General features: G+C 70.8%; 10 protein-coding genes. 5 read left to right on the top strand and 5 right to left on the bottom strand.

The window, feature by feature from the left end; translation table 11 throughout:
* Positions 1-51: 51 nt before the first annotated feature.
* From OPF83_RS06550 to thiO, 3 genes are all read right to left on the bottom strand, one after another.
* Positions 52-822 (bottom strand): thiazole synthase, encoded by a 771-nt coding sequence (locus OPF83_RS06550; protein WP_264886666.1) that lies wholly within the window; start codon positions 820-822, stop codon positions 52-54.
* 52 nt (positions 823-874) lie between these two features.
* Complete coding sequence (gene thiS / locus OPF83_RS06545) at positions 875-1,075, bottom strand: sulfur carrier protein ThiS (protein WP_264886469.1); 201 nt, start codon at positions 1,073-1,075, stop codon at positions 875-877.
* Between the two features lie 143 nt (positions 1,076-1,218).
* On the bottom strand, positions 1,219-2,367 hold the full coding sequence (thiO, locus tag OPF83_RS06540; RefSeq protein WP_264886468.1) for a glycine oxidase ThiO: 1,149 nt from the start codon (positions 2,365-2,367) through the stop codon (positions 1,219-1,221).
* Positions 2,368-2,472: 105 nt separating this feature from the next.
* On the opposite strand from thiO, the gene OPF83_RS06535 reads away from it, so the two are divergent.
* Positions 2,473-3,030, top strand: coding sequence for a hypothetical protein (locus tag OPF83_RS06535; protein WP_264886467.1), 558 nt, complete (start codon positions 2,473-2,475; stop codon positions 3,028-3,030).
* Positions 3,031-3,148: 118 nt separating this feature from the next.
* Entirely contained in the window at positions 3,149-3,919 is a 771-nt protein-coding gene (gene thiE / locus OPF83_RS06530; protein WP_264886466.1) for a thiamine phosphate synthase, read from the top strand.
* Positions 3,920-4,148: 229 nt separating this feature from the next.
* Here the strand turns inward: thiE and OPF83_RS06525 are convergent, their stop codons facing one another.
* Positions 4,149-6,020, bottom strand: a complete 1,872-nt coding sequence (locus OPF83_RS06525; protein WP_264886465.1) for an alkaline phosphatase D family protein — start codon at positions 6,018-6,020, stop codon at positions 4,149-4,151.
* A gap of 120 nt (positions 6,021-6,140) precedes the next feature.
* Positions 6,141-7,283, bottom strand: a complete 1,143-nt coding sequence (locus OPF83_RS06520) for an NUDIX domain-containing protein (RefSeq protein WP_264886464.1) — start codon at positions 7,281-7,283, stop codon at positions 6,141-6,143.
* Positions 7,284-7,450: 167 nt separating this feature from the next.
* Here OPF83_RS06520 and OPF83_RS06515 point away from each other — a divergent pair, with 167 nt between their 5' ends.
* Genes OPF83_RS06515 through OPF83_RS06505 form a run of 3 tightly spaced genes read left to right on the top strand, consistent with a single transcriptional unit; the run spans position 7,451 to position 12,443 of the window.
* Positions 7,451-8,830, top strand: coding sequence for a hypothetical protein (locus OPF83_RS06515; RefSeq protein ID WP_264886462.1), 1,380 nt, complete (start codon positions 7,451-7,453; stop codon positions 8,828-8,830).
* Positions 8,831-8,847: 17 nt separating this feature from the next.
* On the top strand, positions 8,848-9,951 hold the full coding sequence (locus OPF83_RS06510) for a glutamate ABC transporter substrate-binding protein (protein WP_375546225.1): 1,104 nt from the start codon (positions 8,848-8,850) through the stop codon (positions 9,949-9,951).
* The gene (locus tag OPF83_RS06505) at positions 9,948-12,443 is read left to right on the top strand and encodes a serine/threonine protein kinase (RefSeq protein WP_264886460.1); all 2,496 of its coding nucleotides are present in this window, start codon (positions 9,948-9,950) and stop codon (positions 12,441-12,443) included. Before OPF83_RS06510 ends, OPF83_RS06505 begins: the two co-directional genes overlap by 4 nt.
* Positions 12,444-12,498 lie beyond the last annotated feature (55 nt).

Here is a 12,498-nt window from a genome sequence, read left to right as displayed (position 1 = left end):
ACCCAGACCCGTTCGCGACAGCCACCCCCGTGAACCGTGGGTCCGACGCCGTCAGTCGATCGGCGGACTCGACGCCTGCGCCCAGAACCGCTTGGGGATGCGCCCGGCCAGGCGCGCGGCGTACCCGGCGCGGACCGCCTCGCGCATCGCAGCGGCCATGAGCGGTGGATTCTCCGCGCGGGTCACGGCGGTCGCGAGCAGCACGCCGTCGCATCCGAGCTCCATGGCCAGCGCGGCGTCGGAGGCGGTGCCGATCCCGGCGTCGCAGATCACCGGCACCCCGGCGCGTTCGACGATCATCTCCAGATTGTGCGGGTTGGAGATGCCCAGCCCGGTCCCGATCGGCGCACCCAGCGGCATGACCGCCGCGCAGCCCACATCCTCCAGCCGACGGGCGAGGACGGGATCGTCGGTGGTGTAGGGCAGCACGACGAAACCGTCGTCGACCAGGTCTTCCGCCGCCTCGACGAGCTCGATCGCGTCCGGTAGCAGGGTGCGCTCGTCGGCGATCACCTCGAGCTTGACCCAGTTGGTGCCCAGCGCCTCACGCGCGAGCCGGGCGGTCTTGACCGCCTCCGCAGCGCCACGGCAGCCGGCCGTGTTGGGCAGCGGGCGGATGCCGAGTTCACGCAGCATTCCGAGCAGGCCGGGCCCCTCCGAGCCCAGGCGCATGTCGACCTTTCGGATCGAGACCGTGGTCAGCGCGGTACCGGAGGCGATGAGCGCCTCGCGCAGCACCTCTTGGTTGCCGGCGCCGCCGGTTCCGGTGATGAGCCGCGACGGGATCTCCTCGCCCGCGATCACCAGCGGCGAGTCCAGCACTCCGGCGATCTGCGCCGCGACGGGCAGGTCGGGACAGGCAGGGGCGGCCGGCTCAGCCACCCTGGACCGCCGTGAGGATGTCCACCTCCGCGCCGGCATCGAGCGGAGACTGGTCCCAGCTCGAGCAGGGCACCACCATGCCGTTCACGGCGATCGCCACGCCGTCGTCGGGCAGGTCCATCTCGGTGACGAGGGCGCGCACGGTGGCGCCGTCGGTGAGCGTACGGTCCTCACCGTTCACGGTGACGATCATGTGACCTCCTCGGGGACACTGGCAAAGCTGGCCTCTACGATAGTCACCCGCCCGACACCCCGCAGTCGCACCCCACAGCCGCGCACCACACCCGCGCCCGTCCGAAGCTCACCGCGCGCTCACCCCGCGGCTGCACCCCGCGCTCACCCGCGCCGCAGCCGCTGCACCCCGGCCGCACGCGCCGCCTCGGGAACTGGACACCCCTGCACGGCCGCGAGCACAGTCGCCGCCGTGATGGGAGTGAGCGCGATCCCGTTACGGCCGTGACCCGTGGCGTACACGAGCCGCGGGTCGTCGGGGTCAGCGCCGAGGATCGGCAGATTATCCGGAGCCATCGGCCGCAGCCCGGCGATCATCTCGGCCAGCTCGTACTCGCCGATCCCAGGGAAGATCGTCTCCGCATCCGCGAGCAGGTCCCGCACTCCCCCGACGGTGACCTGCCGATCGTCCCCGTGCTCGTACTGCGTCGCCCCCACCACGAGCCCACCGTCGCGGGGCACGAGGTACAGCGGGCGACCGCGCACGAACGCCCGGACAACTCCCCGCGGAGCGTCCTCGCAGCCGGGCCTGGCCCGCAACCGCAGGACCTCCCCCTTGACCGGTCGGATTGGCAGCCCGGCGAGAGCCGCGGACCCCGCGCCTGCGGCCAGGACGAGGCGGTCGGCGTCGATGTCGTCGTCGTCAAGACTGTCCACCGCGCCCCGCACCCACGTGACACCCTCGGCGCGGCACGCGCGGGTCAGGGCGGCCAGGAGGACGCGGTTGTCCACGGCGCCCTCGGAGTCCATGCGGTAGGCGGCGCGCGCGACGCGCGCGAGCGACGGTTCGGCCTCGCGGAGTTCGCGCCGGGTGACGCGTCGCAGGTCGGTGCTGGTCACCCCGCCGACGACGACGGCGTCGTTGCCCACCGCCCACGACATCGCCATCTCGAGGTCGCGCGCATCCGCGTCGTCCACGGCCAGCATGTGCGTGTGGGTGGCGCTGCGGATCGACGTGCCGGGCGGTGCGTACGGGGCGAGCGCATCGAGGAAGCCGTTCCACAGGCGTAGAGACGCCACGCCGAGGGCGAACACCTCCGTCTCGCCCGGCCACGCCTCGCTGAAGGGGGCGAGCATGCCTCCTGCGACCCAGGCCGCGCCCGAGGTGGGGACGCCGTCGGGGCCGGAGTCATCGGGCTCGTGGATCACGACCTCGGCATCCGGGAGCTCACGGGCGATGACCCAGGCGCAGGCCAGACCGATCACCGAGCCGCCGATCACAGCGATGCGACGAGCGGGAGGGGTAGGGGTCATGCCGCCAACCTACCCCGACGCGCACTGGGGGCGATCCCCGGGATGCACCCGGATTCCAGGCTCGGACCAGTGCCTTTTGTGTCGGTCGGCCCTAGCGTCAGCGTCATGAGCACTTTCCAGCCTCCGTCCTCCGTTTCCGACTCGCCGGCCTCGCCGCCGCCTGGCTCCGGCCCCGACTCGCCCGCCTCGCGGCCGCCGGCCCCCGCACCCGCCGCGTCCCGTCCCCCGGCTGTGGGGCTGTCGCTGGTGACCGTGGTGGTCCTGGCGCTACTCGCCGTGCCGCGGGTGATCCTCCACGACCTCGACCTGGTCCACGAGGGGACCTTCGTCAACCTTCTCCTGGGGTTCGTGCCGCTGGCCGTCTGGATCGTGGTGACCCTGCGGGCCCGCGTCGAGCGGCCGTTCACCACATTGCTCGCGGTGGGCGGCCACTACGGAGTGCTGCTCGCCGGCACCCACCAGGTGCTGTGGGCCGTCGGGCTCGACGATGCCGCCCCGCGACTCGGCGGGAACCTGGCCGACCTCTCGCCGGACGTGCAGGAGGTGATCTTCCGTGTGGCCGGGACGATCTCCTCGCTGGGCACCGGACTCCTGGTGGGGGCCGTCACCGGGTTGGTCGCGCTCGGGCTGACTGCGATGCTGGGGCAGGCGGACCGACCCTGACCGGCACCATGGTGATGCCGCGGGCGGACCGAGTCTGACTGGCACCACGGTGATCCCTCGGGCGGACTATGTCTGACCGGCACCGCCTACCGAGAGCTCACCACCTACTGTGGGCTCCATGACCTCCCGCGCCGACGCCCTCCGCGCCCGCCTCGACAGCGCCCGCCTCTACCTGTGTATCGATGCCCGACGGCATCTCGACGAGCAGGCCCGCGACGAGGGCTGGACCGGCGACTTTCCGGCACTGCGGCGAGATGTCACCGCTGCCCTCACCGGCGGGGTCGACCTGGTGCAGCTGCGCGACAAGAACTCGCCCGGCGAGCGGGAGCACGGTCCGTTGGAGGCCGGACACGAGCTGCGGGCGCTCGCCGTGATGCGCGAGGTGTGCGATTCCCACGGCGCGCTGCTGTCCGTCAACGACCGCGCCGACATCGCTGCAGCCGCCGGCGCCGACATCCTGCACATCGGCCAGGACGACCTTCCCGTTCGGTGGGCGCGCCGGTTCATAGGTGACGAGATGCTGCTGGGCATGTCCTGCCACGCGACCGACGAGGTCGACGCCGCCGCCGCGGACCCGCTGATCGACTACTTCTGCACCGGCCCGGTCTGGCCGACGCCCACCAAGCCGGGCCGCCACGCTCCGGGGCTCGAGCTGGTCCGACACGCTGCCGGACTGGGCAGCCGCCGCGCGGGTGCGGGCTCCGGCTCGAACGCGAGCTCGGATTCATCTGACCAGGTCAAGCCGTGGTTCGCGATCGGCGGGATCGACACCGGCAATCTGCACGAGGTACTGGCCGCAGGCGCGAGCAGAGCCGTGGTGGTGCGCGCGATCACCGAAGCCGCCGACCCCACGACCGCGGCCCGCCAGATGCGCGGGGCGTTGGACTGACGTGATCGTCACGTCCGGCCGCCGCTGAGGGGAACCCGCTAAAAGCTTGTCGACAACACTGCGAAAATCCGAGCACATCCCCGCAGTGACGACGACAAGCCCCGCACTTGTGCCTACAAGCCGGGGCAGGGGCGGCGCACGGCAGCACTCGGGGCAGACGGCGAGCGGTTGTGGCAGCCGGCTGACCGCGGGGCCACGCGGCCACCTGGGCAGATCCGCGGTCAGCCGGTCAGCCGGTCAGATCCTTGGTCAACGTGCGGCGGAGCACCTGCCGTGGCTTGCGCTCGAGGGAATCGCCGTCTGGCTGTCGTCCCCAGGAGTCGGGTGCCAGTCCGGGGACCAGGGTGAGCAGCTTGCCCAAGCCGCGGGCGGGCCATTCCACCACTGCGTGGTCGACCTGCACGGAAGCATTGCGGCCACGCAGCACGAGGGTCATCACGCCGTTGTCGAACCACACGCCGTTCGTCATCCGCCACCGCACCGCCGGTTCGCGAACCCCGACCGCTCGCGCCAACCTGCGCGCCACCGATGGCAACGGCTCGCGCACCGAGAGGCGGTTCACCACGCGGATCGGCTTGTGTAGCGGATTTCGGAAAGGCGACATGACGAGCTGGTGCACGCGGGTCGGCGAACCGGCCGCCTCCGGCGCGGTCAGCTCGACCTCCTCCAGATAGGAACAATGGACGTCACCGCCGAGCATGAGGATCGACGCCGGCGCTGCACCCTCCTGCCCATCCTGCCCTGCCTGCCCTGGCTGCCCAGAAGGTCCGGACTGCCCCGCCTGCCCGACTGTCCCCGCCTTCCCCGCCGCGACCTCGGTGAGCAGTCCCACCAGGTCGTCGAAGCTTCTCCGGAACGCCGCCCAGTGTTCGAGGTCCACGGCGAGGCGGATCCGCTCTCCCAGCCTGGCGCTGAGGGGCTTGTTCGGCCGATCCCGTGAGACGGCCTCGTTCCAGCCCTCGAGGTGGTGCAGTGCGGGCAGCATGAACGCAGGCAGCGACGACCCGATCACCAGGTGGTCCACGTCCGTGTCGAGGCAGGCATGACGCGTCCACTCCCATTCCGCAGAATCCATGACGCGTCGGTCCTCGGGCTCGAGGTGCCGGGAGGCACGCACGTCGAGCATCACCACGCGCACCCGGCCGAAGTCACGCTTGTAGCTCCATTGGGAGGCCCCTCGCTCGGCGTCGGCCCGTACAGCGAAGTCGGACAGGATCCGCTCCCGCTCACTGTCCGAGTCGGCCGCACGAATCGCCTGGTAGACCTCGTTCTCAGCCAGCTCATCGGGGGCGAGGTTGCCGAGGTGCTGGTACACAAAGTAGCTCGAGAACGCGCCGGTGACCCGGTCCCGCCACCAGGGCTGGGCGGTCATCTCGCGCCGCCACGATTGCGAGGAGTTCCAGTCGTCGCGTAGGTCGTGGTCGTCGAGGATCATGCAGCTCGGCACGGTCGACAGCAGCCACCGCACGTCCGGATCGCGCCATGACTCGTGGTAGAGCCCGGAGTATTCCTCGAAGTCGCAGATCTCGTCCGAGACGTCGCGGTCGCCGCCCGCCCCGGCCGAGTCGCGCACCGACTGGGGACCGCCTCCGGCACGCCGACGCGCTGCCAGCCGTTCGGCGATGTCCTCGCTGGGGATGTCCGCGTACACCTGGTCGCCGAGCAGGAGCATGGCGTCGGGCCAGTCGTCGTGGTCGGTCGAGGCCATCCGATGCGAGAGCGCCACCAGCGAGTCCGCGCCGATCTTGCGCAGCGCCCTCGGGGTCAGACTCTCGCCGCGGCGGCACGAGCCGAACGCCAGCCGCACGGTGTCGTCGGCGCGCGGGGTGCGGATCACGCTGGGCCGCTCGGGGTCCAGCGGCCAGACGAGCTCACCGTCGAGCAGCACCTCGTACGGGGTCTCGGCGCCGGTGTCGAGGTCGGTGAGGTGGAGGAGGGCGAAGTGGTGCCCGAACACTCCCCAGCTGGTTTCGGTCACCTCGTCGTCACCGGTCCGGATGGTGACGCGGCTCGGCGCCGACACCTCGACCCAGACCGTGGCCTCGGTGGCGTCGACGTAACGCAGCAGCGGGCCTACGAGAATCTCGGGGCGGTCAGTCATGTCACCAGTGTGCCCCGCGCACCTGAATCGTTCCTGGGATCGCAAGCTCGGGTCGCCGTGGGCAGGTCACCGGGCGGATCGCCGTGGTCGGGTCGCCGTTGTCAGGTCGCCGTGGTCGGGTCAGGTGAGAATGGCCCTGGGTCCGACGACGACGACACCGCCCGGCAACCTGTCCCGCAGTCCCCGATCGGCGGTCACCACCACCACTCGTCGGGGCCCGCCATTCTGCACGGTGGACAGTTCGGTGTCCGGCTCCGTGACCATCCCGGTGACCAGCGCCGTAACCAGCTCCACGATCGCATCGTCACCCGACCCGGCGGCGCGGTGGATGGCGAAAGGACCCGAGTGCTCGGCGTCCCGCGCGGCGCCCTCGATCACGGCGTGGGCACGGGCCACCCAACCGAACTCGCGGTCAGGTCCGGCGGCGGCATCACCGCCCGCCGGCAGGTCGAGCGTGCGCGGCATCCCCGCTCCCAGCTCGTCGAGCAGGCGCGTCGTCGCCCCGGCCCGGTCCTTCCACCAGCCGTTCGGCCTGGAGCCCAGCACGTTGGCCACGTCGACCACCAGCTCGACGGGTTCCGAGCGCAGGCCCGTCTCCCAGGCGGCGGCGAAGGCGGGCATCAACGGCATCTCGGCGACCTCGGTCTCCGGCACCCACCGCAGTTCCAGGCTCTCGTTGTTCGGCACGGTCTCCAGCGGCCGCGGCGCGTCGGCCACGACGGTCGTGTAGGTCCATTCCACCGGTTCGGTCGACTCCTGGACCAGCGGCGGGATCGCGAGCTTCGGCCGGGCAGCGGAGGCGCCGGAGGCGGAGCCGTCACCAGAGCCGGCCTCGGAGCCGGAACCGTCACCGGAGCCAGAATCGTCATCGGTGTGCTTCTGGTCCGGCCGCAGCCGGCTCATCATCTCCGCGACGTGCCGCATGTCCAGCCCGGGGCGGTGCCACACGGTGCCGGGCATCCGGGAGGTGACGCGTTCGGAGCGCACCGTCACGTCGGCGGGCCGGATCTCTGCCTCCTCCTCCGTCTCGCGCAGCGCAGCGGTGGCCGCGTCCTCGTGCGAATCGCGTGCGCCACCCGGCAACGCCCAGGTGTCACCCGAGGCGGTCCACACGGCCCGGTGCTGGAGGAGGACGAGCGGGGTGTCGGGGTCGGCGGGGTCGGCGGCGCGCAGCAGCAGGCCGGCGGCGCCGTAGCGTCCCCACCGTCGCTCACCGGACGCCGACACCACCCAGCCGTTACCGTCGCCCTCGATCACCACCACCGGTCGACCACCTTTCTCCGCTGGGGTCCACCACCGTTTCGGGCGCGACCTTGCCGACTTCACGACCAGTCTGCCCGACTACCGGCCCCCACTTCACTAACGTGGGTCCCACGCCCGTCCGACTCGATGCCCGACGGGACCGCCGGACCGGGGAGGTGAGTGAGCAGATGGCCACTCCCACCCTGCCACGACCCAAGGTCCCCGCGGCCCCCAAGGAGGACACATCCGCCCCGGTCGGTTCGCGCCACCCTCTGCGGCATCGCGCGGCGCGGTTCTGGAACGACGTGCTCACGACGCCGGGGCGGATGTCGGTGTTCACCATCGTGGCGATCGTGTCGGTGTTGCTGGGCGGGATCGTCGCGTCGACCACCATCACCCAGCGGCAGACCCACCACGAGACGCTCCTGGCCGAGGTCGAGCCCGTCGCCAACGCCTCGCAGACGCTCTACAGTTCGCTGACCATCGCCGACTCGGCGGCCAACACGGCGTTCATCACGGGCGGGATCGAACCACCGGAACTGCGGGACCGTTATCTCGAGGCCATCGCCACGTCGTCGTCGGCGATCATCGCGGCCTCCCAGGGCCTGGACCGCGCGGACACCGAGTCCATCGACCAGCTCGCGAACATCAACGCGCAACTGGCCACCTACACCGGCCTCGTGGAGACCGCGCGGACCAACAACCGCGTCGCCAACCCCGTGGGCTCGGCGTATCTGGCCACGGCGTCCTCGCTCATGCAGGACACGATCCTCCCCGCGGCCGCCGATCTGTACGACCGCCAGTCCTCGTCGGTGGGCGAGTCGGACCGCGAGTGGTCGTCGCCGCCGTGGGGCTCGTTCTTCCTGCTGATGCTCTCGATCGCGGTGCTGATCCTGCTGCAGCAGTGGCTCTGGCGCCTGACCGCGCGTCGCGTGAACCCGGCGCTCGCCATGGCGACCCTGCTCGTCGTGGCGTCGTTCCTGCTCACGATGGTCGCCGGGTTCCTCGCCGCGAACGACAACGCGCGGGGATTGTCCGAGGGCGCGGCGCCGATGAACGAGTTGACGCGGCAGCGGATCAACGCGCAGAAGGTGCGCGCCCAGGAGACGCTCAACCTAGTGCGGCGTACGGATCCGGAGAGCTCGGCCGCCGAGCGCGGCCGGATCCTGGAGGGAGTCCGGAGCTCGCTGACGGTGTACCTGGACGACGAGGACTCCGGCCGCGACACCAGCCTGGACGACAACGGCGCCGTCACTGACGCCATCGGCGCCCTCGACCAGTGGATGGCCGCCCAGAATCGCGCGGACTCGCTGTACCAGCAGGGCGACTACCAGGGCGCGATCGCGATCTCCTCCGGCCAGAGCCCGGGCGACTCGGGTGCCGCGTTCGACGATTTCGACGAGTCGATGCAAAACGCCATCGAGGAGGCCCGGGAGACCCTGCGCACCCGCATCGACAAGGCCCGCCGCACGTCCTCGGCGGGTCCGGACCTCATCATGGCGCTGTCCGCGCTCGCGGCGTTCGCGGTGGTCGTGGGTATCGCGCCCCGGATCCGGGAGTACCTGTGACCGGGCGCGGGGCGGGTGTGCAGCGCCGACGGAGAGCCGGGAACCGGTCCCTGCGGGGCGTGGTCGGGGGCGCCCTGGTGGCGGCCCTGGTGGCGACGGGCGCCTGTGGTGTCGACGACGACAACGCCGGGCCCGGAACGGCAGGTGAGCCCGCCACCGACGCCGCGGCAACCTCGACGGCCGACCCGGTCGAGGCGGGGATCCCCGAGGTCGACGCCGTCCAGCCCCTTCCCGCCGGCGCGGTGGTGAGCACCGGCATCCCGTCGGAGCTACCGTCGGAGGACACCTCGTGCAATCCCCTGCTCAGCCTGGCGCCCGACGACCAGCCGCCCGCCGAGCGGGTCCCGGAGATCCTCGACCGCGGCCGACTGATCGTGGGCCTGGACCAGGGTTCCAACCTCTTCTCGTTCCGCGATCCCGGCACCGGCGAACTCACCGGTTTCGACGTGGACCTGGCGCGGGAGATCTCCGCGGACATCTTCGGCAATCCCGACCAGGTCGAGTTCCAGTCACTGACGTCGGCGAACAGGATCCAGGCGTTGGAGAACGACCGTGTCGACCTGGTGATCCGGTCGATGTCGATCACGTGTGAGCGTCGGGAGCGGATCACCTTCTCCGTCCCGTACTTCCGCGCCTACCAGCGCGTCTTGGCGGTGCGCGGCTCCGGGATCGAGACCATCGAGGATCTCGAGGGCAAACGCGTGTGCGTGGCCTCGGGCACCACCTCGGCGGCGCATCTGCGGGACTCGCTGGACCGCATCACGGTGCTGTCGGTCAACACGTGGGCGGATTGCCTGGTGGCCATCCAGCAGAACCAGGTTGACGCCATCACGACCGACGACGCGATCCTCGTCGGCATCACCGCCCAGGACCCGTACCTGCAGATCGTGGGCCCGCGACTCAATGCGGAACCGTACGGCGTGGGCATCGCCAAGTCGACGCGGCGGAACAACACCGACGGTCTGGTCCGTCAGGTCAACTCGACGCTCGAGCGGATCCGCAACGACGGCACGTGGAACCGCATGTACTCGACCTGGCTCTCCGGCCTCGGTCCGAGTCCCGGGATGCCCGAACCGATGTACCTCCCCGAGCCGTCGACGACCCCGGAGCCGCCGCGATGAGCATCCGGAACAGTGATACCGAGCGTCCCGACGACGAGCCCGACGCCCGCACCCAGGCGATCGTGCACACCGAGGCCGTGGCGCAGACCGAGGGCGTGGCCGCGACGGGACCGCTCGAGGCGACCGGCGCCATGGAGTCCACCGGGTCCATGGAACACACTGGCGCGATGGAATCGACCGGGTCCATGGATCACACGGGCGTGGTCGAGGCCACCGGCGCGGTGAGCATGACCAGCTTCCTCGACGACACCGATCCCCGGCCTGCCCGTGCCCGGGACGACGACCCGGATTCCGCCACCGAATCCGTGCCGGTGGCGGGGTCGTCGTCGTCGGGATCGTGGTCGGGGCGGTCGTCGGGGTCGTCGGGGTCGTCCTCCACCTCACACGGCGCGACGCCCGGTCACACCTCGGATACCGGCGAGCGGACCACCGGATCCCCGTTCCGGATCCGCCAACCCGACAAGCCCGAGGACAAGCCCAGCCTCGCCGCCGAGGGCCTGGTCGACCTCCCGTACATCATCCCGGTCGACCCCACGTCCGCCATGCTCAGCGATGAGGAGATCGAGGCCGAGTGCGCCGCCTCGAACGGACGGCTCCCCCGCCCCGAACTCCGCCCCGGCGACCTCGTCGCCGACCAGTACGAGGTGCGCGGCGCCCTCGCCCACGGCGGGATGGGCTGGATCTACCTGGCCGTGGACCACAACGTCTCCGACCGCTGGGTGGTGCTCAAGGGGCTGCTCCACGCCGACCACGCCGCCGCGCAGGAAGTCGCGGTGGCCGAACGCGAGATCCTCGCCGAGCTGTCCCACCCCTCGATCGTGAGGATCTACAACTTCATCCACGACGACTGGGCCACCTCTCCGACCCACGGCGGCTACATCGTCATGGAATACGTCGGCGGCCCCAGCCTGCGCGACGTCCGACGCGCCGCACCCGGCCGCGTGCTCCCGGTCGAGAAGGCCATCGCCTACGTGCTCGAGGTCCTCCAGGCCCTCTCGTACCTCCACTCGGTGGGGCTGGTCTACAACGACCTCAAGCCCGAGAACATCATGCTCACCGAAGACCACGTGAAGCTGATCGACATGGGCGCAGTCTCCGGCGTGGGCGACTTCGGGCACATCTACGGCACGCCCGGTTTCCAGGCACCCGAGATCCCCGAGACCGGACCGACCGTCGCCTCCGACCTCTACACAGTCGGACGCACCCTCGCCTCACTGATCGTCCGCCTCCCCGTGGTGGACGGCCGCTACGCCGACGGCATCCCCTCCCCCGTCGAGGAGCCCGTCTTCAGCCGCTACGACTCCCTGTACCGGTTCATCCAGCGGTCCACCAACACCGACCCCACCATGCGGTTCCGCACCGCCACCGGCATGGCCGGGCAGCTCATGGGCGTGCTCCGCGAAGTACTCGCACTACGCACCGGCACGCCGCACCCCGCCTTTTCGCAGGTGTTCTCCCCGCAGCGGTCCACCTTCGGGACCCTGTACACCGTCGAACCCACCGACTTCCTCGTCGACGGCGAGGCCCGCGACACCACCCTCACCAGTGCCGAACTGGTCAACGCCCTCCCCGTGCCCCTCATGGAAGCCGGCGACCCGGCCTCCCGGATCCTCGCCGCCACCTCCTACACGTCCGCCGAACAACGCATCGACACCCTCATGGACCTGTACGAGGACAAGGACTCCGAAGTCCGCGCCAGCACCGGCGTGATCATGTCCCTCGCCCGTGCGTACCTCGAGAGCGGAGACCTGGCCTCCGCCGAGGCGCTGCTGGACGAGAACGACGACAAGCGCAAAACCGAATGGCGGCTGGCCTGGTACGACGGAGTTGTGGCGCTCCTCAAGGGCGACCCGCTCGGGGCCTACCCCAAGTTCCAGCAGGTGCTGTCGGCGATGCCGGGTGAGAACGGGTCCAAACTCGCTCTCGCCGCGACCGCCGAACTGATCCTCGACGTGTGCCCCGAGAGCGACCGGAACAGGTGGGCGCGCTCCAGCGAACATTTCTACCGCATCGTGTGGTCGGTCGACCGGTCCGTGATCAGCTCCGCGTTCGGGCTCGCACGCCAGCTCCAACGACGCGGTGAGGTGACCGCCGCGATCGCCGAACTCGACCAGGTGCCACCCAACTCGCGGTACTCCACACTCGCCACCCTCACCACGATCCTGCTGCTGTGCCAGGGACGGCCCCTCGAGGAGACCGAGGAATCGCACCTGAGGGAGGCCGCGCGCCGGGTCGCGAACCTGCCGGCCGGCGAGCACCGGGCCTTCCAGATCCGACTCACAGTGCTCATCACCGCCCTGGACTGGATCAAGCTCCCCGACAACGAGCCGTCGCCCTCACCGCTGATGCGGGACGTGCCGTTCACCGAGTTCGGACTGCGGACCGGGGCGGAGACGGTGCTGCGGACGCTCGCCCGGTCCACCGATACCCGGCAGCAACGGTTCCGGCTCGTGGACCAGGCGAACAGTGTGCGGCCGCGGACGCTGTTCTAGGCGGGGCGGGGCCGGGTTGGGCCGCGCTGGGCTTGGCCGGGCTGGGCTGAGCTCG

This window comes from Dietzia sp. NCCP-2495 (assembly GCF_026011735.1).
In the GTDB taxonomy this organism is placed as follows: Bacteria; Actinomycetota; Actinomycetes; order Mycobacteriales; family Mycobacteriaceae; genus Dietzia.
Note: the sequence above shows the minus strand (reverse complement) of the source record. Positions and strands in the feature narration are given on the sequence as shown.